At 42.3% G+C, this 20837-nt stretch carries 22 protein-coding genes, 2 pseudogenes and 1 riboswitch; of the genes and pseudogenes, 5 read left to right on the top strand and 19 right to left on the bottom strand.

The genetic code is table 11. The features are described 5' to 3' along the window. Positions 1-38: 38 nt before the first annotated feature. The 4 genes from B9Z54_RS10290 to tapA all read right to left on the bottom strand — a co-directional run bounded on the left by B9Z54_RS10290 (position 39) and on the right by tapA (position 3121). Positions 39-638 (bottom strand): TasA family protein, encoded by a 600-nt coding sequence (locus B9Z54_RS10290; RefSeq protein WP_113928310.1) that lies wholly within the window; start codon positions 636-638, stop codon positions 39-41. 75 nt (positions 639-713) lie between these two features. Further along, positions 714-1514 (bottom strand): TasA family protein, encoded by an 801-nt coding sequence (locus tag B9Z54_RS10285; protein WP_113928309.1) that lies wholly within the window; start codon positions 1512-1514, stop codon positions 714-716. Positions 1515-1602: 88 nt separating this feature from the next. Continuing rightward, positions 1603-2178: a signal peptidase I SipW gene (gene sipW / locus B9Z54_RS10280; protein WP_113928308.1), complete on the bottom strand. Its 576-nt coding sequence runs from the start codon at positions 2176-2178 to the stop codon at positions 1603-1605. After that, on the bottom strand, positions 2168-3121 hold the full coding sequence (gene tapA / locus B9Z54_RS10275; protein WP_113928307.1) for an amyloid fiber anchoring/assembly protein TapA: 954 nt from the start codon (positions 3119-3121) through the stop codon (positions 2168-2170). The genes sipW and tapA overlap by 11 nt, the downstream gene beginning before the upstream one ends. Positions 3122-3454: 333 nt before the next feature. Here tapA and B9Z54_RS10270 point away from each other — a divergent pair, with 333 nt between their 5' ends. The 3 genes from B9Z54_RS10270 to B9Z54_RS10260 all read left to right on the top strand — a co-directional run bounded on the left by B9Z54_RS10270 (position 3455) and on the right by B9Z54_RS10260 (position 5209). Further along, the gene (locus B9Z54_RS10270) at positions 3455-4039 is read left to right on the top strand and encodes a class D sortase (RefSeq protein ID WP_240189877.1); all 585 of its coding nucleotides are present in this window, start codon (positions 3455-3457) and stop codon (positions 4037-4039) included. 306 nt (positions 4040-4345) lie between these two features. Continuing rightward, entirely contained in the window at positions 4346-4786 is a 441-nt protein-coding gene (locus tag B9Z54_RS10265; protein ID WP_113928306.1) for a YwpF family protein, read from the top strand. A gap of 102 nt (positions 4787-4888) precedes the next feature. Next, positions 4889-5209 (top strand): helix-turn-helix domain-containing protein, encoded by a 321-nt coding sequence (locus B9Z54_RS10260; RefSeq protein WP_113928305.1) that lies wholly within the window; start codon positions 4889-4891, stop codon positions 5207-5209. Positions 5210-5240: 31 nt separating this feature from the next. Here the strand turns inward: B9Z54_RS10260 and B9Z54_RS10255 are convergent, their stop codons facing one another. Further along, positions 5241-5372: an anti-repressor SinI family protein gene (locus tag B9Z54_RS10255; RefSeq protein WP_113928304.1), complete on the bottom strand. Its 132-nt coding sequence runs from the start codon at positions 5370-5372 to the stop codon at positions 5241-5243. Positions 5373-5405: 33 nt separating this feature from the next. After that, a riboswitch (cyclic di-GMP riboswitch) is annotated at positions 5406-5499 on the bottom strand. A gap of 602 nt (positions 5500-6101) precedes the next feature. On the opposite strand from B9Z54_RS10255, the pseudogene B9Z54_RS10245 reads away from it, so the two are divergent. After that, positions 6102-6386, top strand: a pseudogene (locus B9Z54_RS10245) (helix-turn-helix domain-containing protein); the annotation flags it as partial. Positions 6387-6459: 73 nt separating this feature from the next. Here B9Z54_RS10245 and B9Z54_RS24790 read toward each other — a convergent pair. The 13 genes and pseudogenes from B9Z54_RS24790 to spoIIQ all read right to left on the bottom strand — a co-directional run bounded on the left by B9Z54_RS24790 (position 6460) and on the right by spoIIQ (position 18539). Then, positions 6460-6789: a hypothetical protein gene (locus B9Z54_RS24790; protein ID WP_162785162.1), complete on the bottom strand. Its 330-nt coding sequence runs from the start codon at positions 6787-6789 to the stop codon at positions 6460-6462. 228 nt (positions 6790-7017) lie between these two features. Further along, positions 7018-7452: a 3-hydroxyacyl-ACP dehydratase FabZ gene (fabZ, locus tag B9Z54_RS10240; RefSeq protein ID WP_113928302.1), complete on the bottom strand. Its 435-nt coding sequence runs from the start codon at positions 7450-7452 to the stop codon at positions 7018-7020. 531 nt (positions 7453-7983) lie between these two features. Next, positions 7984-8082 carry a DNA-directed RNA polymerase subunit beta gene (locus B9Z54_RS25670; protein WP_240189876.1) on the bottom strand — a complete coding sequence of 33 codons (99 nt, stop codon included), beginning with the start codon at positions 8080-8082 and terminating at the stop codon, positions 7984-7986. Next, the gene (locus B9Z54_RS10230) at positions 8079-8267 is read right to left on the bottom strand and encodes a hypothetical protein (protein ID WP_113928300.1); all 189 of its coding nucleotides are present in this window, start codon (positions 8265-8267) and stop codon (positions 8079-8081) included. Before B9Z54_RS10230 ends, B9Z54_RS25670 begins: the two co-directional genes overlap by 4 nt. 16 nt (positions 8268-8283) lie before the next feature. After that, on the bottom strand, positions 8284-9117 hold the full coding sequence (locus B9Z54_RS10225; RefSeq protein WP_113928299.1) for a flagellar hook-basal body protein: 834 nt from the start codon (positions 9115-9117) through the stop codon (positions 8284-8286). 27 nt (positions 9118-9144) lie between these two features. Next, positions 9145-9966: a flagellar hook-basal body protein gene (locus B9Z54_RS10220; RefSeq protein ID WP_113928298.1), complete on the bottom strand. Its 822-nt coding sequence runs from the start codon at positions 9964-9966 to the stop codon at positions 9145-9147. A gap of 99 nt (positions 9967-10065) precedes the next feature. Beyond that, on the bottom strand, positions 10066-11067 hold the full coding sequence (gene mreB, locus B9Z54_RS10215) for a rod shape-determining protein (protein ID WP_113928297.1): 1002 nt from the start codon (positions 11065-11067) through the stop codon (positions 10066-10068). A gap of 649 nt (positions 11068-11716) precedes the next feature. Then, positions 11717-11980 carry a sporulation transcriptional regulator SpoIIID gene (spoIIID, locus tag B9Z54_RS10210; protein ID WP_113928296.1) on the bottom strand — a complete coding sequence of 88 codons (264 nt, stop codon included), beginning with the start codon at positions 11978-11980 and terminating at the stop codon, positions 11717-11719. Positions 11981-12282: 302 nt separating this feature from the next. Continuing rightward, positions 12283-12879, bottom strand: a complete 597-nt coding sequence (locus B9Z54_RS10200) for a 3'-5' exonuclease (RefSeq protein ID WP_113928491.1) — start codon at positions 12877-12879, stop codon at positions 12283-12285. A gap of 114 nt (positions 12880-12993) precedes the next feature. Continuing rightward, positions 12994-14856: a DUF294 nucleotidyltransferase-like domain-containing protein gene (locus tag B9Z54_RS10195; protein WP_113928294.1), complete on the bottom strand. Its 1863-nt coding sequence runs from the start codon at positions 14854-14856 to the stop codon at positions 12994-12996. After that, positions 14831-16498, bottom strand: a complete 1668-nt coding sequence (locus B9Z54_RS10190) for a sodium:solute symporter family protein (RefSeq protein ID WP_113928293.1) — start codon at positions 16496-16498, stop codon at positions 14831-14833. Before B9Z54_RS10190 ends, B9Z54_RS10195 begins: the two co-directional genes overlap by 26 nt. Before the next feature lie 196 nt (positions 16499-16694). Continuing rightward, positions 16695-16996 (bottom strand): annotated as a pseudogene (locus B9Z54_RS10185) (DUF4212 domain-containing protein). A 595-nt stretch (positions 16997-17591) separates the two neighbouring features. Then, positions 17592-18539: a stage II sporulation protein SpoIIQ gene (spoIIQ, locus tag B9Z54_RS10175; protein WP_240189875.1), complete on the bottom strand. Its 948-nt coding sequence runs from the start codon at positions 18537-18539 to the stop codon at positions 17592-17594. 176 nt (positions 18540-18715) lie between these two features. Between spoIIQ and B9Z54_RS10170 the strand changes: the two genes are divergently transcribed. Next, positions 18716-19150 carry a VanZ family protein gene (locus B9Z54_RS10170; RefSeq protein WP_113928292.1) on the top strand — a complete coding sequence of 145 codons (435 nt, stop codon included), beginning with the start codon at positions 18716-18718 and terminating at the stop codon, positions 19148-19150. A 560-nt stretch (positions 19151-19710) separates the two neighbouring features. Here B9Z54_RS10170 and spoIID read toward each other — a convergent pair. After that, positions 19711-20724, bottom strand: a complete 1014-nt coding sequence (gene spoIID, locus B9Z54_RS10165) for a stage II sporulation protein D (protein ID WP_113928291.1) — start codon at positions 20722-20724, stop codon at positions 19711-19713. Positions 20725-20837 lie beyond the last annotated feature (113 nt).

Here is a 20837-nt window from a genome sequence, read left to right as displayed (position 1 = left end):
CATCTAGCGGACTCTTAGAAAATATTAAAGGCATATATTTATATATTTGTCAGATCACTTTTTCTATGTTGAAGTTTAAAAAGTATTATCCCAACACCTAACATAATGGCACCAACTAAAAGTGTCTGAAAAACATCTGTCGCCGTATTTGGAAGTTTAGGTCCATCTGCCGGCAGGACTCCACCAAGTGTACCTTCCACAAAAATTTTAAATTGAAAATCAGATGTTAATCCTTGATATTCATTACCTAGCTCATATGGAATCTCTACGTGAAATAGAATATTTTCTTGGTCTCTACTTTTTAAAGAGCGAGAATCCAATTTACTGAAATCGTTGAGATTACCTTTGAAAATAATTCCTTTTTCGTCTGATATTTCAAGTAGTAGTTGGTTGTAAAATTTTTTAGATCCACCAGTAAACTTATTTGAGATTATATAATGAAAATCTTGTTCTCCATTATTTATAACAAGTAAATCACGTGATATAGTATCCCCAGGTTTGAGGTTTGTTAAATCGAAAAGGATTTTGTGCGGACTTGTTGAAACGTCTAACTGGTTGTTGTTTGTTTCTGCATAGGATTTAATAGGAATTAAAAAAAGGACTAAAATAATTGTTATTATACAAACTAAATTTTTCATTTATATCCCTCTTTTTAGAAATATATAGAAAAGGCGGCTTAAACCGCCTTTTCTACTTTTAATTATAATCTTAGATTAGTCATTTACTTCTTCATCATGTTCAGCATCGCCTTTTGTTCTTGGATCAGGCATGTTGCTTCCATCAGCGGAGTTCTGAACACCGTTGTTCACTTCACCGTTACCATGGTTAGTATCTACGTGTACACCATCCCACTGAGTAGCTTCAAGGTTGAAGAATACATTCACACTATCTTCCATATACTTATTTTGTACATATTCTCCGTTAGCTTTCTTTTCACCATCATTCTTAAACGTGATTTGGATGAAAACGTCATCCGTATCATTTGGATCTACAGGAATACCAATTCTACCATCTGTACCCGCAGCTATAGAAGCCAAGTTAATTTTCCCACCAACAACATGGTCTTCATGAATGTCAGAAACATCCCCACTAACAAGATCGGCTAGAGTGAAGTCTCCAGTAACAACATCCTGCCTTGGCTCCCATTTCGAAGATTCAGAGTCAACTTGCATGAAATCGACTTCAAACTGAGATAAGAAATCACTTTGTGAAGAATCCCCACCACCTGAGAAGTTTGCTGCTGACCCAGTCATTAAAACTTCTTTAATTGCAAGGGAGCCTACGTTATCCAAAGTAAAGATACGCTGAATGTTGTCACCTGGCTTAAGGTTTGTTAAATCGAAGCTGATTGGTTTAGTACCGCTTGGCCCAACCTTAAGATCTAATTTACCAGATGCAAAATGGTTGTTGATTGTTGCCGTATCATTGTATGCTGCCCAAGTTCCGCCACCTACTAGAGATAATCCAAGTGCTGCTGATGCTACTCCCATACCTAATTTCTTTTTGATTGTCATAAACTTTCTCCTCCTAATGTTTGCCCTCCTAATGAGGGTATGTATTTTTATATTGAACCCTTATATTTCTATAAGGTGTACAACCAGGTTAAGCAGTTTTCTGTGTTTCTTGGTTTTGTTGGCCTCTATCTAATTCTTTAAGAGCTGAGTAAACTGTTATTCCAGAATAAATCAGTAGTAATACCCCTGGAACAATTAGTAGAATCGCTGTGCCCTTGCTTGATTTTGCAAAATCTATGAAATATCCCAAGTATGGAATAGTAAAACCAGCATATTTTCCTAATACGTTTTGAGCTAAAACTGGATTTGAATCAAGATCGACGTTATTATCACCTTTTGTTTGATACATGGTGTTTTCACCATTTTTTATTACATCTGTAATTCTATGAGTAACAAGACTGTTATCCTGTTGCATAAATGTTATTACATCGCCCTCTTTAAGGCTTGAGGTATCTTCAACTGGTTTGACGGAAATAATTGAACCGGTTTTAAAAGTAGGTTCCATCGAACCAGATAGTACTGTTTTTAACTGGTAACCCAGGAACTGTGGCTCTCCCCCAGATGCCTTTGATGATATCACCACAAACACCATAAAGATTAATGTAAGTCCTAGAGTCCAAGTGACAATATTACTGAGTATTTTTGTAATCTTTTTACCTTTCATTAACTCTCACCTTCCTTTGAAGACTCTTTACTTTGAGTTTCAGCTTCCTTTTCATCTTCATTCTCTTTTTTTCAAGTTGATCTATTTCTTCATTATTTGTGCCTTTTACATCCTTTTTTCCTTCATCTTTTTCACTTGTCTCTGTTTCTACAGATAGAGATTGTTCTGGTTCCGCTTCAGTCTCCTGAATCTCTGTAGCTTCAGTACCCTCTTCAGTCTGCTCTTCAATTTTAGTCTGTTCTACTGGCACTTCTTGAGGTGTTTGATTTTCCGTTTCTGATGAAGAACCCTTTGTTTCATTAAACTTTTCATTTTTATTCTGATCAGTTTTGTTGCCAGCGGAGCAGCTCTCCACTTTTATTTCTTCGCTCCATAGAACACCTTTTCCAGGATGCATAGGTCTTTGATAAGCTTTAAACATAAAATTTCCATTTTTAGTAGGTTGGTATTCTAAGTTAAATGTTTCACCCTTTTTTATAGGGGGTATTTCTCCAACTTCTATTAATGGTCCTGATTGGGGATTACCTTTATCTATCCAATAGACTTCATATTTCACTGGTCCTTGCATATCCCCTGAGTCTTTTCCATTTTCCACTGCAGCTGTTATCGGTAGGCAATTTTCTTTATCACTAGTCTTGGAAAGGAATTTTAATGAGCTTTCATCCCACTCTTCCTTAACATCCCATTTTGCATGAAGGGAATTTTCAATTACTTCAACATCATTGAACTTAGCTCCGGTATCACCAGTGAAGTATGTAGCTGCAAACATAGCCAGATACCAGATACCAATCAACTGAGCAAAAATACTTAAGCCCTTATTCTTTTTTCTAAACTTCCTAAATCGAGAGTATCTAATAGTTCTCCCTCCCTCGTCCGTTCTTTCTAGTGAACTTTTGATTCTATGTAAGGTGTTTAGAACGAAGTTGGTTAAATGACTTTTCATAATACTCAACTTCCTTTTATTTAATTGTCTCGTTCACTAGTTCGTTCTCATTAGCGAACCGTTAATGCAAGTATATGACAGAAGTCACAGGTTGAAAAACCTGAAAAAACGGCAAATATTCTCTAAAACGAACTTAAAACATGTATTTACTGGAAATATCTCTCGTTTTCTTACTATTTTGTAATTTATAATGAACTTAATGTTTTATATAAAGAACAATCCAAATATGCTGATACCCTTTGTAAATTTCTATTTAAAACTCTCGTTAAAGCAATGACAAATTCTCTCAACTAAGCGAAAATAGAATCAACAAGCAATTTAGGAGGTATCCTCTTGTTTAACAAATTAATCAAGTATGTAAGCATCCTCATGCTGACCGCCGGTGTCGGACTGATCGGTTATGCCGGTTATCATATCTTCAAGCAAAAAGCTGAGCAGGATGGCGCTCTTCAAGAAGCGAAAGCTCAAATCGTTACGGAAGAGCCCGAGGCAAAAGAAGAACTCTCCTCCTACACATTCGAAAAAGGAGATGTCGTCGGAATCCTGGATATACCTGCCTTGGATAGAGAACTCCCCATTATAGAAGGAACAGACGAAGAAGAACTGGAAAAAGGAGTCGGCCATTACTCTTCCACCAAGCTCCCAAACCAGCAGGACCGCATCTTCCTCGCCGGCCATCGTGACACAGTCTTCAAAAAAATGGGCGAACTAAAAGAAGGCGACCAGTTAAACGTTGAAATGAGCAACGGAACCCACACATATGAAATATACGAAATGTTCATCGTAAAAGAAGACGACATGTCCGTAGTCCAATCCACTAACCCTGATGAAATCCTAACATTATCAACATGCTACCCTTTTGAATACCTATCAAGCACAGAAGAGAGATACATCATCAATGCCAAACGAGTGGACTAATCGCCAGCACCTAGCTGGCTTTTTTTGTCTTGTGTTATTTAAGGGAATTCCAGTCTTACAATAGTCACTTATGATTTTTAAAATGGATTACAAGCAATGTTGATTGAAGTGGAAAGTGAGCGACCTCCTGCGGGAGCAGCGGGACAGATGAGACCCCGCAGGCGAAGCCGAGGAGGCTCAACGCCCGCCCCGCGGAGTCGCTCACTTGGAACGGAAATCAGATGAAACTAAATTAAAAATCCCCCATTATGTTTTGAATCTTCAATATGTTATAATTTGTACAAACTATGAGATGGAGGATCGTTCATGAAAACCTTTAAAGTAATCACTCTTCAAGTTGTTGAAAACGATGATCTTAAAGACATTGAAATTGTGGACGGTTTAATTATTAATAAAGAAAACCAGAAGGGTACTTGGCTGATTGAGGGCTGCATGAGGAAGGATTATTATGATTTTTTCCGTGATGCCCAGCAGAGCGCCGAGGATATAGAAGTTCAAGTGGTCATTTCCCATCCTGAGAATGATCCTGCTGCTTTCATGACGAGGATCAGCTGCATTAAAACTATGGATCTTCATTTGAGTGTTCTTTTTGAAGGAAAGTTGAAGAAGATGCGCAATGAGTATGCCGAGCTGCTGCTTGATGACTTGGTGGAGAAGGGCTTTGAGGGAACCGGGCTTGTGCAGGAATTTAAGGACAAGATGCGGTCCAAGCCTAGGCTGGCTGCCACTTCCAAGACATCAAATTAAATTTTTAGACAAAATATGACAAACATTTATAAAGTTTGAGTTTGCTTTGTGGTATAATAACACCATGATAAGGATGATTATGCGTACAGGATGTGAACGGTAATGATCGGGGAAAGAGTAAAGAAGCTTAGACAAGAGAGAAAGATGTCGATGACAGAACTTGCGGATAAGGCGGGCGTTGCCAAGTCATACTTGAGTTCGATTGAGAGAAACTTGCAGAAGAACCCATCGGTACAGTTTTTGGAGAAAATTTCAAAAGCGTTAGCTGTTCCGGTGGATTCCTTACTATATGATACGGTAGAAGATAAGCATATTGATTCAGACTGGGTCAGTATTGTTGAGCAAGCGATGGATTCCGGAATTAGCAAAGAGCAGTTCAGGGAGTTTATCGAGTTCAATAAATGGAAATTGAATCAGAAGTAAAAAAGCTATTCCCGTTCCGGGAATAGCTTTATCATTTTACCAGTACTTTTCTCTCTTCTCTATTCGTATGTAGGTATTCTAGGATTTCGTCTTTGGTGACCCCTATTGACATCGCTTCTTTAATTAAGGTAATCCACTCTAGATCCAGTTCTTTTTCAACCACTTCAAAATCTCCTCCTAAAATACGCTTAGTATTTCAGGCAATCCAGCCATCTTAGCAAGATCTGTTATCCTGCCTTAGATCTGTGACTTTGCGTCTCCATCTTTCAATGGGTTTGCCTTTGTCTGACTATCCCGTTGGCTAACCAGTTATATATCTATAACCATTATACTAATTAGGAAAACCTATTTTGTGTAAAATTTTGCTGTGATTAACAACTTTTTTCCTAGTTTATTTTACAATTTTTGTAACTTTCGTTTAATTATCAGGTGATTTTTTAGCTTTTATGGGCTTTTTTGTCGAATTTTAGGTTCTTGATAAGGAAAGTTCCTCGTGTAAACACTCATTTTCTTTTCTAAAGGGACAACGGTCTGGCTGATTTGCCGGAAGCTTGAGGCATTGAAGAAAGGAGAATCTGTGAGGTCATTTCCGCATGATGGGCAAGTCCACTGCCCGATTTCCGTAGAGCTGAATGAGGAACGGCTGCAGCGCTGGCAGTTTTTCTTGTACATAGTCCACCTCACTTTTGTTCGTTATTAAGACCTTATAGTCCTAGTATATAAGACTCACCCCCAATTGCTAAATCGCAAATTACTTCATTTATTCTTAATAAAGAACGTTTTTCTCTTAATACCTTCCTTTTTCTTACTATTACTTAAATATGCTAATTTTATAAAAAAATATTGTTCGTTATAATGAATTAATAAATTTTTATAAGAAGGAGTCTATCCTATGGTCGGGGAGAGAATTAAATCTATCAGAGAAAGTAAAGGAATTACCATAAATGAGCTTGCCCATATTGCTGATATTTCTAAATCATATATCAGTTCAATTGAAAGAGGGATACAGAAAAACCCCTCGATTAATGTGCTGGATAAGATAGCTGCCGCCTTAGGGGTATCTCTCGATATACTTCTGGACAGCAAAAACAGTGATATTAACTTGGAGGATGACTGGGTAAAATTACTAAAAGAAGCGATTGGGCAAGGCCTTACCAAAGAAGAATTTATCCAGTTCACCATGCTGATGGGTGTCAAAAGAAAGAAAGCCTCTTTTGAAAGCAGCATTATGCATAACAAAAAAAGACAATTTAAAAAGCCGGTAATTCACCGGCTCCCTGGATATTACTCGTTATTTTTTCTTCGTCTGTCATTTCGTCTTCAAGCTCATCGCCCATGTCGCCGTTTTCGTTATCGTCAATGTCACCATTGTCGTCTTCAGAGATGTTTCCATTCTCCTCATCCATGTCCATATCGCCGTTTTCTTCGCCTTCAGTCATACCTTCGTCATCTCCTGGAACCTCTTCCTCAACCGGCGCTTCGTTATCTTCCGGAGGCGGCTCCTGGTCTGCATTACAGCCTGCAAGAAGCATTGCGGATAGTGCTGATCCACCAAGGATTGCTAAAAGTTTTTTACTCATTGTGTATGACTCCTTTCGTTAAAAAGAATTTTTGAGACCTTTCTTTTTGGTCTTTTGATAGCATGCCCCATCTTTTTGGAAACTTGCATGGGGTAATAAAAATTTTAACTGGGGAGTGCAGAGGTGATGTTTTAGTTCTTTATAGCAGAGAAAGGGACAGTCCCTTTTAGTTGGGTAAAGCCTTAAAAAAAAACCCGGCTGCCGGGCAGCTGGGGGTTTAGTGATTGCTTATTCTTGTTTGTCTCCAAGGGCGAACATCATTTCTGTTTCGCAGACAACTTCTCCGTCTACTGAGGCAACCGCTTTTCCTTTTCCGATTGGGCCGCGGAAACGCACCATTTCCACTTCAAGGCGAAGCTGATCACCTGGCTTTACCTGGCGTTTGAACCGGCAATTATCGATTCCTGTGAAGAAAGCAAGGCGGCCGCGGTTTTCCTCTTTTTTCAGCATGGCAACCGCCCCTACTTGAGCAAGTGCTTCCACGATCAACACTCCTGGCATTACCGGATATTCCGGGAAGTGTCCATTAAAGAATTCTTCATTTGCTGTTACGTTCTTTATCCCTACCGCACTTTTTCCTTCTTCGACTTCTAGAATCTTATCCACCAACAGAAATGGGTAGCGGTGGGGAATGATTTCTTTGATTTGTTCAATATTAAGCATGAGTATGCCTCCCTATCATTATGTACGTTCTTCTATTTATTCTACCTGAATTCTCCTTTTATAAAAAGTTGTTTTGGTGTGGGTTATTTGGCAGGTGAGGACATAAGGCAATCTTTTTTGCTCCACTCATGTATCGAGACGCCGATTGCGAGGACATGGGATACTCTTTTTGGCTTCACTCATGTATCCAGACGCCTCTTGTGAGGACATAAGGCAATCCTTTTTGCTCCACTCATGTATCCACCGAGTGCTGGTGAGGACATGAGTGCATGCTTTTCCTACAACATATGTATCCACTCTCGACTGGTGGATACATATCTCATCCTTTTTCACTACACTCATGTATCCACCGGATGCTGTTGAGGACATGAGTGCACACTTTCCCCTCAACTTTATGTATCCACTCTGTGCTAGTGGATACATATCTCACCCTTTTCCGCTCCACTCATGTATCTAAACAGAGCACTTGAGGACATAAAAGGAAAATTAAAAAACCAGCCCTCCCTTAAATGGGAAGCCCGGTTATCAAAATCATTTATCTTTCAAAACAATATCAATGATATGCTGCCATGTCGATTTATCGAGTACATCCATTGGTTTGCCGTCTCCGATGACTCCGTAGCCGATCATGGCTCCTCCAATGAGACTTCCGGCAAGCAGGATGATGAAGAGAAGGACGCGCAGCCAGATTGGAAGAAGGCGGATCCGGATCCATCTGCCCGGTTTTTCTTCGCCGCTGTTTTTCTTTTTATTCTTTTTTCGGCTTTGATTTCTTCTCTTGTTTTTCCTTCTTGCAGAATGTCTTTTTCAGTCATTGTCGATTACTCCCTTTTAACGGATTCCGTTCACTAGTCCCATCATTTGGTCTGCCATGGAGATGGAACGGCTTTGGAATTGATACGCACGCTGCACGTTCAGCATATCGGTCATTTCTTTTCCTGTATCCACATTTGAGCCTTCCAAACTGCTCTGGGCAGCCGCAATATTGTTTCGTGCGGCTCCATTCATATTGGTGAGGATTTCATCTTCGTTAACTCCCAGGCCATCCAGGTTCTGGGGCAGACCCAAAAGATTCTGTCCGATTTGTTCCATGAATTGAGGTTTTTCCAGCGATACTACCCCAAGGTTAAACGGCAATCCACCGATAGTCAACTGACCGCCATCACGGAGAATGATGTCTTCTCCTTTTACGTTCTCATTGAACGTGATGAAGTTATCGTTCTCATCGAGTACAGCATGCCCTTGGCCATTGACCAGCATCAACTCTCCATTGCCGATTGGGTTGGCGTAGAACGCCCCGTCCCTGGTGTAACGGACATCTGCTCCTTCTTCACCCTGCACGAGCACTTTGAAGAATTGATTGCCCGCTGTCAGTGCAAAATCAAGGTTTCTGCCTGTTGATTTTAAAGAACCTTGTGCCAGGTTGATTTCCGACTGTCCCAATTTAGCTCCGGCACCTTGGCGTATTCCCCCTGGTGTCAGACGGCCATTCAGGTCCCCGTCCGCTCTCTGGTTGTTCACTGACTGCACCAGAAGTTCTGAAAACATCGCTTCTCTCCGCTTGTAGCCATTGGTATCACTGTTCGCGAGGTTATGGCCGATCACATCCATTTGTTTTTGAAGCTGGTTCAGTGTATTGGTTGCGCCTATCATTGTACGATTCATCGGTCAGTCCCCTCTCGTTTCAATTCATCAGCCATTGACCCGGCCTACTTCGTTTACCGCTTTTTCCATGCTTCTATCATAAGCCTGCAGGACTTTCTGATTCGCTTCGAACGACCTGTAAGCTGTCATCATGTCTGTCATGGTTCTTGATGTATCAACATTCGAACGCTCAATAAAGCCTTGTTGAAAGTTAAAAGTGGCGTCACTGTCATATGCATTAGGAAGAGGCTCATTGTTTTCAGTTATGAAAAGTCCGTCCCCTTCTTTGGTGAGCCTGTTTGAATTCACTGAAAAGCCGATTCCCAGGCGGGCTGTTTCCATTTCATTGACAAGGACCCGTCCTTCTTCGGTGATCTTAAAATTGTCTGCCGGCAGCTGAATGCGCTGTCCTTCCTGGTCAAGCACGTACAAACCGCTTGCAGATGTAAGATAGCCCTGCCCATCGAGTGTGAAGTTTCCATTCCGGGTATACCGGGGAACTCCGTCACCGCCTTGAAGAGTGAAAAACACTCCGCCTCTTTGGCCTGTCTCAGGGTCGACTGGTACATTTCCATCAACTAACGCGACATCCGTCTTGCGTTCCGTCTCCTGAAGGTCTCCCTGTAAAAATGCCGGCATGGTTTCCTGCATGTACACACCTGTGTTCAACGCGCCTACCCGGCGGGCCATAGGGCCGTTGGGCTGATTCTGGCCTTGCAGTGAAAGCATCATTTCCGGAAAAGACTTCATGGACGAGCGATCTGCTTTGTATCCCGGGGTATTCGCATTTGACAGGTTGTTGGACAGCATTTCCGTTTTCCGCTGCTGTGATAGCATTCCGGAAGCAACAGTATAAAATCCGCGCAGCATGTTGGGCACCTCTTTTTACGTTCAGTTTGTGTTTCTTTCATTATATCGGAACAATTTTCTAATTGTTATGCGAATTTTTTAATTGGCTGTTATTGGCATTCAGACGATTTTTCTTCTGCTGATCTTATCGATGTTTTCAAGCATGATTCCCGTACCGATGGCCACACAGTCCATTGGATTTTCCGCGACGAGCACAGGTACCTTCAGCTCTTCTGCAAGCAGCTGATCGATTCCGTGTAAAAGTGCTCCTCCGCCTGTCAGGATGACTCCTCTGTCGATGATATCTGCAGAAAGCTCAGGCGGTGTTCTCTCAAGGACATTCTTGGCAGCCTGGACGATGACCGCTACAGATTCACGCAGCGCCCCTTCAATCTCAGCTGACTTGACAGTGATGGTTCTAGGGAGCCCTGAAACCATGTCACGTCCGCGGATTTCCATTGATTCGTCACGAGATCCAGGGAAAACTGTACCGATATTGATTTTGATATCTTCGGCTGTGCGTTCTCCGATAAGAAGCTTGTATTCTTTTTTAATATAGCTGAGGATTTCAGCATCAAATTTATCGCCGGCCATTTTGATGGAAGAAGCCGTTACGATATCTCCCATGGAAAGAACGGCCACATCTGTCGTTCCGCCTCCGATATCGACGACCATGTTTCCGTAAGGCTGGAAGATGTCCATCCCGGCACCGATTGCCGCGACTTTAGGCTCTTCTTCAAGGTAAACCTTTTTTCCGCCGCTTTTTTCAGCCGCTTCTCTGATCGCTTTTTGCTCAACGCTTGTGATATTCGTCGGGCAGCAGATCAAGATGCGCGGTTTGGAAAGAAGGCCCTTCACGTTCAATTTGTTGATAAAATGCTTCAGCATGGATTCTGTGACATCAAAATCAGCGATGACACCATCTTTAAGCGGGCGCATTGCCGCAATGTTCCCCGGTGTCCGTCCGACCATGCGTCTTGCTTCTTCTCCGACAGCCAGTACTTTATTATTATTTCGGTCGATTGCCACGACTGATGGTTCATTTAAGACAATCCCTTTTCCTTTTACATGAATCAATACATTTGCCGTTCCCAGGTCAATTCCAATATCTTTCGCAAACATTTGTTTTCGTTTCTCCCTTCTTCATTTCAACGCTTTCATTTCGTCATATCATATATTTATCAAAGATGTATCGTTGTCAGTTTAATATGTAAAAATCAGGGTATAGAAAAAACTTCACCTAATTTATTATTTTACCATATGCTTGTCGAAAATAGGTACTAATTGTCTAAAAAATGTCAAGAAAACACATTATAAAATGCTTATTTTAAAATATTATCGCGATTTCTAGTGTGTTGATTTCCAGAATAAGACTACATCAACAAAAACCCTCTAATACAGTAAAGCACTAAGAGGTACTGTCTCGCCTTAAATCTAAGGCTTTGTTAGTTGCTATTGTTGTTATAGATATTTTGGAGTCAAGCCTGTAAGTAGAGTTCATTATAGAAAAGTTGAAAAATACAGTTTACAGTTACAATGGCTTCTTATTCCCTCCGCATATGTTGACTGGAGCGGAAGGTGTTCGACCTCCTGCGGGAGCAGCGGGACAGGTGAGACCCCGGAAGCGAAGCTGAGGAGGCTCACCGCCCGCCCCGCGGAGTCTAACACCTGTAGCGGAAGTCAACATACCAGTGAAAACAAGAATGCTCTTAAACTGAGCCAAAGCAATAAAAAGTACCAGGTATCATATGCTTCTGATACCTGGTACTTTTTAATTGATTTCGAGCTCATCTTTTTTGTACTTCTTCTTTGTTGCTTCGCCTCCGCGGAGATGGCGGATTGATTTATGGTAATCAAGTATATCTTTTACTTCGTTGGCTAAGTCGGGGTTGATTTCCGGCAATCGCTCTGTCAGGTCTTTATGCACTGTACTCTTCGATACGCCAAACTCTTTCGCGATAACGCGAACGGTTTTCTTTGTCTCCACGATATATTTCCCAATCTTTACTGTTCTCTCTTTGATGTAATCGTGCACACCACTCTACCTCCCTAAATTGGATGGAGAAGTGTGAAATGAGACTCGCTCTTGGTTCAGGACTACTGGATCGCCGCAGGTGCAGCATATTTGCGGCAGAAAGCTTTTATTTACTGCTCTTCGGCTTTCTATATCTTGGCACAATTGGACATGATGGTGGCGCTTCCTCTGTATGGACTAACGACTCTTCACCTCAAACACTCTCTTTTTTGTCAGGTTTGTTTCATTTTATTAAGCATGGTCAAGATATATGCACGAAAAAATGAATAAGGACAAGTGTTCAGGTTTTATTTTCAGAATTTTCATTGAGAAGATACTTCACTTAAGTCTCCCCAAGTGGAGATTCCTCTGTCTTTCAATAAAACCAGCAGCTCTGAGAATAGATAGGCCGTCGTCAGTGCATCGTTCATCGCTCTGTGCCGCGGATAGATCCTTGTTCCGAAATCCTGGGCATACCGTTCAAGATCACGCATGATTCGAGATGGTGCCAGGTAACCGATTATATCCAATGTATCGATAGCTTTGGGCTTTTGGAGCATAAGGTTATTTCGTTTATATTCACTTTTAAGGACCTGGACATCAAAGGAAACATAGTGGCCAACCAGACATACCGGTCCCGCTTCTTTTACATATTGCAGAAAAGATTGGATGGCCTGACCGGAGGATGGTGAAGCCTCAGTGTCAGCTTCTGATATACCTGTAAGCTCCGTTATTTCCCGAGAAATTTGTCGATGAGGATTGACCAGCGTTTGAAATGTTTCTTCCTTTATTACTTTGTATCCTTTTACTTTAACGGCTCCAATTTCCAGCAGGCGGTCAGGACCACTAACATGAAATCCCGTAGTTTCCGTATCAAACACAACAAAATTCAAATCTTCTATTGGCGTTGCTAAAGGCATTATAGTATTAAGCAGAGGAATTTCTGCTTTTTTTCGAATCTGAAAGAAAGTAATCACCTTCCTTCCCTTTTATTTATAAGGCTGGGTTCGCAAAAATACCATGGGCCGTTTGAATCAGACAGAAAAATAAGACTGCATCATTTTTTGAAATTCCTTGATCTTTTTAACACCATAAAATAATTTCTCTTTCTGTATGGTTGAAAGCGCATGGAGGGACATATCCCCCTGGTCATCAGGATGTGTAAGTCTATAGTCAATCATTAGTTTGAACACGTATTCTGCCGCCTGCAGGAGCTCCTCGTGGAAATCCTTCGAAATTGCCTGCTTATACTTAAGGATATCCAATTTAGCGGAGACTGACCCGCTTCTTCCACCATGAATGAGGTAAAGAACCTGAAGACTGTGGTGGAAGGGGAACATCACTTCTTTTTTGAGGTTGATTGTCTTCCGGCTCATCCCCAGGAAGGATCGGATGGAGCTTTGCAGGTCAGGAACCAGGTTTATGCTTTGTGAAAGTCTGAATAAAAAAATCCTTCCTTTTTGAATCTGTCCTTCTATCATCCTTTCAAATAAATTATGAAGAGCAGGATCGCCCTTCAACAGCCTGTATGAAAAAAAGTTGTTTGCCTTCAATAAATTATCTTCATTCGCGTGGACCGCCCAATTTCTCAACCGTTCCTCCCATTGACCGAGGTCTCCCCGCCATTGGTTATCGGAGGCCATCATGTTTCCATCACACTTCTTGAATCCCGCTATCTCCAAGAGATCCGCAATTCTTTTGGCAAAGACGGAGTAATAGTGCTCGTCTTCCCTTTTTTCATAGAGGAGGAAATGATCTTGATCGGAGAGGAAGTACTGTTCGCGGCGTCCGGCTGACCCCATTAAATAAAAGCAGTACTCTCCAGCAGGTTTGTCTTTCATTTCTGCTTCCGCTTGTCTTAAGACCCTCTTGTAGATTCGGTCGTGCAGGCTGGTCATCAGTTCCAGAGAATGAACGACTGGTGTGCCTGACTTCCATAGAAAAGTAGAGAGCCTCTTTGAAAGCTCGCTGCTATTTTCTAATGGGTAAGAGGGATCTTCCACTTCGCTGAAAGAAAGCAAAGCTCCTTCATTGCTGCGCCTCATGAAATCTTGAAGCGTTATGACACCGGCAGCTTTTCCATGGTCCATCACCGCCATATACTTACTGTTTCCGGAAAGGAGCTTGGCAAGCCCTTCATAATAGTATTCTTCTGAATTGATGGCCAGGGGTAAAGGGTTCATGACTGATGAGACCTTAGTATCAACGCCTGCAGTCTCTGCCAGCACCCGCCACACCATGTCTCTTTCCGTTATCAATCCAGCCAGCTTCTCCCCATCCACCACCAACAGCGCCCCTACCCTCTCCTCGTTCATTCGTTTTGCCGCCTCTGAAACACATTTGTCAGCCGAAATTGTGACCGCAGGACGCTGAATCAGATCTCCCACTCTCTCAAAAACGGTGATCGTGCTGGGAAATCTCTCTCCTATCTTGAGCTGATGGGATAACGAATGATATACATCCCGCAGGCGCCTGGCTGTTATTTTCAACAGATAGTCCGTCAGCTGTGAAAGATACGGCTTCAGTTCCTTGAATTCTATGAAAAAAAGCTGACTTGTTTCAGCCGCTTTGACGTCGACTGTAGAAAGTTCTTCTCTTTCTGAAAGCAGCTGATGGATACTGGAAAGCCCGACAACTTCTCCGGTATCGATCAATTCAAGCACTTCCTGCCTGCCGCTCTCCCTCTCAACATAAACTTCTGCTTTGCCTTCTATGACCAGATAAATCCCAGTGCGTTTTTCTCCACTTTTTAAAAAAGTTTCACCCTTCAGTGCTTCTGTTAAATTCCCCTCTTCTATAAGCGAAAGGGCCGCACCCCTCTCCATCCCGGCAAATAGGGGATGAAGGAGTACAGCCTGCTTCCGCTTTTCATTATTTATTGAAGGTTGCATCGTCATTGATCCAGACTTCGCCGTCTTTGAACGTCATCTGCTCAGGATATCGGAGGTCGATAACTTCTTCCTGGATTTTTTGCGATGGTGCTTTAGTGGATAGAGAGACGATAATGTTCGTCAGGAATCCGGCAAGTGCACCGAACACACCCGCTCCCGTATCGATAATGCCGAACAAGGTCATCCCTTCTCTTGCTAGGAAGATATAGGTCAGTGTGACTCCCAGGCCAACCAGAAGTCCCGAGATGACCCCTGCGGCATTCGAACGCTTCCACCAGACTCCAAGAACAAGCGCCGGGAAGAAGGTTCCTGAGGCGAGTGCAAAGGCCCAGGCAACGATTTGCGTGATCACTCCCGGCGGGTTCAATGCCACCAAGCCGGCAAGTACGGTGGCGATGACAATCGTCCAGCGGGCAACCGCAAGCCTGTTCTTGTCTGTTGATTCCGGCTTGAATACTCTGTAATAAATATCATGGGCAAAGGATGAAGAAATCGCCATCATCAATCCACCGGCTGTCGATAAAGCGGCAGCCATGGCACCTGCAGCCACAAGGCCGATGACAAAGACACCCAGATTCGCGATTTCAGGAGTAGCCATTACCACTATATCATTGGAAATCACGAGCTCCGACCATTGCAGGATTCCATCTCCATTAGCATCGGCAATCTGGAGTTTACCTGTATCGACCCATGAAGTAGTCCAGCCCGGCAGTTCACTGATTCTTTGTCCGGCAACCTTTGTCATTAAAATGAAGCGGGAAAACGCCGCATATGCCGGAGCGGAAAGATACAGCAGTCCGATGAACAATAACGCCCATGCCCCGGACCAGCGTGCCGCTTTCATTGTTGATACTGTATAGAAGCGGACGATGACATGCGGAAGCCCCGCTGTACCGGCCATCAATGTGAACATAAGGGCCATGAACTGCCACTTGGTTCCATTCGTAAACGGAGCAAAATATTCAGAAATCCCGAGTTCTCGGTCAAGTTCTCCCATTTTTCCAATGAGCTCCCCATAGGAAATCCAAGGAAGAGGGTTATTCGTCAGCTGCAAGCTCATAAAAATAACTGGCACCAGGTATGCAATAATCAAAATGATATATTGAGCAACCTGTGTCCATGTAATTCCCTTCATCCCGCCAAAGGCAGCGTAGAAGGCGATCAAGACGACCCCGATCATAGTTCCGACCTTGGCATCGATTTCGAACAGCCTTCCGATTACCACACCGGAACCGGACAATTGGCCGATCGAATAGGTGAAGGAAATAATGATGGTACAAACCGCGGCAATGACACGTGCCGTGTGGCTGTTATACCGGTCACCGATGAATTCGGGGACCGTATACCGCCCATATTTTCTGAGCTGAGGCGCCAGCAGGAATGTCAGTAAAAGGTACCCTCCCGTCCAACCCATAATGTAGGCGAGGCCGTCGTATCCAAGGATCATGACGGTCCCTGCCAAACCAATGAAGGAAGCGGCACTCATCCAGTCCGCGCCGATGGCCATTCCGTTAAAAACCGGCGGAACCCCGCGGCCGGCAACATAAAAATCCGAGGTTACCTTAGCTTTGTTATACACCGCAATACCGATATAAAGAGCAAATGTAGCTATAATAATGGCAGTAGACACAATAAACTGCAGATCCATTTTGGTCCCCCTTATCCTTCTTTTAAATTAAGGTGTTAGGTTAAGCGTTTACATATTTATAAAAAGAGAGCAGATAACCAGCTGTTACAGGAGCTCTAATTGCCTGCTCCACTTTTTTCAAGATTGGCCGGCAATAAATCTGACTGCCTGTCCTGAGTAAAGATATAGAACGGGAAGCTGCCCGTACCACTATAAATCAATGATCCAGCGTCTTTCCGTAACTCAGGCTCTCATTCTTGCTTTCGTCGATGCCGTATTTTTTATCGATCGAATCGCTTACTTTGGCGTTTACAAAGAGCAGGATGATAAAGATGACGATGGCGCCTTGTGCCCCCATAAAGTAATGGAAGGGATAGCCGTTGATTGTCAGGTCCGTCAGGCTGTCAGCAAATAGTACAACCCCGAATGACGAGAGTAATCCAATAATTAAATAAATAGCTGTATACCGGTTTTTTCTTTGAAATATTGATCGGCTTTGGCCTTTTCAATTTTCTTCATGGTCCATCCTCCTTTTATGACAAGCTGAAAATAAATCTAACTGTATCAATGAATGGCAGTGGGACGAGAATCACCTGGGCAACTCCGTATCCAAACAATGTGAGAAATGGGATGGCCAGGAAAGCTATTTTTCTTTTTTCAGAGCCAAAACCAGGCAGACTCCAGTGATGAGAACAAAACTAAGATATAAAAGCAATTCGTACCCTCCTTTCTTTGCGGCTGATTAGAATATCACTTAATTTTCAGAATATTTACTCATAGAGCTATTATTAACAGTTTATATCCATAGGTCAAGCAGTATATTTAGACAGAAAATGTTAATTAGCGCAATTGAAGAAGCAGTTGTTTTTCCGATATACCTTTTCTTTATATGTATAACTATCTTCTGTGCAAAAATTGCTTTATTTGGAAAATAATTAAGCAGTCGAATTTCCCCGGAAATTTTTTAGGTGATTTGCTTACCTAAGTGATTATTACACACACTTCGGGTAATAATTGATTAAGCCGACTATTTCAACTTACACCCGCCAAGCTGAATGTTTGTAAAACAAAAAAGGATTGTCCAATTCTCGGACAATCCTTCGTAATATTATTATTATTCTTCTTCAGAATCGCTATCTTCTGTTCCTTCGTCAGTGCCCTGGTCAGCATTTTCTTCAGAGTCAGTGTCTTCGGTTCCATTTTCTTCTTCAGCGGAATCTGAGTCTTCTTCACTTTGAGTACTTTCTGATCCTTCTTCTTCAGCACCATCTTCACTTTGGCTGTCTGCAGCATCCGGAACATCTGTTTCTGCTTGATCTTCAGCTTGTGCATCAACGTCTGATTGCTTCTCATCAAAAGAAACTTCTTGAAGAGTGGCTAAAGACTTATTAACATACTCTTGTGGATTAACAGCAACTTCATCTTTACGGATTTCAAAGTGTACGTGTACTCCAGCTTTTTCATTGAATAAACTCTGGCCTGCTGCTGCAAGTTTTTGTCCTTGCTCTACAGTATCGCCTACTTCAACCGCGAAGTCCTTGACTGATTGGTAACGAGTGACAATTCCTTTGTCGTGTTCAACTTCAATCATGTTTCCTAGAAGGGAATCTTCTTGGACTTTAGTGACTGTGCCGCTCATGGCTGCCAATACATCAAAGTCTTTTCCGCCAAGTGAAATGTCGATACCTTGGTTAGGGTGGTATTGATTGTCGTACACAACTAATGCTGCTTCTTGCTCTTGTTCTGAAGCGTTAGCATCGTAGAATCCTTTTTCGATGACCACTTCATTTTCGTCAGCGACTGGCATTACGAAATTTTCCATTGTCCGGTTGACTTCGACTGCTGGACGATCAAACTCGTTACCGGTTTGAACATCCTCTTCATAACCAAGTTCTTGATCTTCTGCAACATCATTTCCAGCTGCTTGATACCATAGGATTGCTGTAATAATGATTGCTGCACTTGCCAAATACATTGCTGGGTATGCCCAACGTTTACTAAAGAATTTCTGAGAAGGTCGTTTCTTTTCTTCCTCTCTCATTTCCATCACCTCAGCAATCATTCTGAACACTTTGAAAGTAATATATACATTCTCTGCAAAAAAATTTTTAACTTCTTATCATTCGACAAAGCTTTTATAAATATGTATGTTTTATCACATTTTCTTTTTTCATATGGAAGAAAGCTGGGTTAATGGTAAAATAATTAAAAGAATGTTTTCATAGGAAGGATTTTCTCATGTTAAGAATCATTAAATGGGCTTTGACTGCTGCCCCGTTTATATATATGGCTTTGATATGGTATATGTCCAGTAATCCTGCGGATATGATTGTAAAAATGGAGAATGACTCGTTCGATCGTTTTTTCAAAGAGTCCCTTCATTTAGTTGAATTCGCCATCCTCTATGTTTTATTTGTCCTTGCACTACTGGCACATGACCGGCTGACGTATGCCGCCAGTTTTGCTGCTGCCCTTGCTGCCGGGTTCTATGGCCTGATAGACGAAATCCATCAATCTTTCGTTCCTTATCGTTCCGCAACCCTTATAGACGCCGCCAAGGACCTCCTGGGAGTCGCTGTTTGTTTGCTTATTGTGAATCGGACTTACTTTGGGAATAAGAATCATGCGATCGCTCGGGGGTTGGAGAAGGTACGGGTAAAATTAAATGGATAGCAGATGACAAAAAAAGCGTGCTGGCGAATTTCGCTGGCACGCTTCTTTTATTTAATTATCCTTAACAGGCCGCTGCTGTTATATTCTCAACTTTTATTCCTCTATTCATACAACATCAATTACCAGGAAATGTTATCTTTTTTATCAAAGTAACAGGTACCATAAAAGTGAGTGAGTGACCCATTATCGTCTTTTTTAAGGGTGAAGAACAAAAAAAGATTTTCTTCGCATGACTATGCCCATAATTAGTGTGAATAAAGCGTAAACAGAAGAAAAATTAAAGGACAAAATCGTAATGAGTTCGTCCTCTTAATGAGTTATATTTATTTATGTGAGATTAGGTAGAGTTTTTCAGGTAAACATCGAATTTCTAAGAATAGCTAAATTACATACTTTGCAGGATTGAAGCGGAAGGTGTGCGACCTCCTGCGGGACTAGCGGGACAGGTGTGACCCCACAGGCGAAGCCGAGGAGGCTCAACGCCCGCCCCGCGGAGTCGCAAATCTGGAGCGGAAATCCTAACTCGGGATACAAGTTAAAAATGCAAAGTTATTTCTTGTTTACTTTTTAGCCGTAAACTGCTTTATAATCGAATCAGAAGAACTCACCTTCACATCTTTATAGTAATGAGTGACAATCTCCTCAAAGCTCTTGCCTTCCTTAGCCATCCCATTTGCTCCATATTGGCTCATGCCGACTCCGTGCCCGAATCCTTTAGTGGTGATGACGATGTGGTCGCCTTTTCGATACCAGGTGAAGTCAGAAGATCTCAACTCCAGCTTCTCCCTGATTTCCCTGCCGGTGAATTCCTTGCCGCCAATCACAACAGTCTCCACTCGTTTCCCTGGTGTCCTGCCTGTGATCGTACCAACAGAGTCACCCCCATCAATGGCGATACCCAGCTTTTCCTGGAATTCAGTAACCGGGACAACTTTTTGATCGCTGAAAACGGGGGAGTCTTTATCCCAGGGACTTTCCACACTTTTTAAATAAGGCAGAGAATTAGCCCAGTAGGCTTCCGAGTTTTCGGTAAATCCATTGCTTGTTGAAAAGAATTGTGCTGATATTGGATTTCCTTCATAGGTAAGGATTTTACCTTTTGTTTCCAGGACAGCCTGGCTGATTTTATCTAATTTCCACTGATAGTCGGGGCCCCATTGTTTCTTCAGCTCCTCGGTGCTTCTGAAAACTTGGTCAGCGACTGTATCAGTCACATCAGCACCTTCAGGAACATTTTCATCTTTATTCATCATTTGGGTAACAACAAATGTCCTGGCCGTCAGTGCCTGTGCCTTCAAGGCCTCTATTTCAAAATCGGCAGGCATTTCTCCTGCCACGACTCCAACGACATACTCTTCTAATGGAAGCTTTTCAATGATTTCTTTACTGGACCTGTAGACGGCGACCTCTACTGAATCTTCCAAAAGGGTGGTCTCTTTCGGCTTCTGGGTTGTCTCGTCCAGCTGGCTGCTTGCTTCATCATCTGAGAAGGGAAGCACAACGAGTGTGGGTACTAGAAAAGTGACGGCCATTAGGATTGCGACTGTAATGATTACTGGTTTGAATTGCTTCATGTCCGATGCCTCCATAACAATGATTAAAGCGAAGAAGCCTGAACTTCTTCACCTCCATTCATATCTATGGCAGTGGACAAGCAATTATAACTATGAATTGCAGAAAAAATGGT

The sequence above is a fragment of the Bacillus sp. P14.5 genome (assembly GCF_003316765.1).
Lineage (GTDB): Bacteria > Bacillota > Bacilli > Bacillales > Bacillaceae_B > Rossellomorea.
This window is presented reverse-complemented; position numbering and strand designations above follow the sequence as displayed.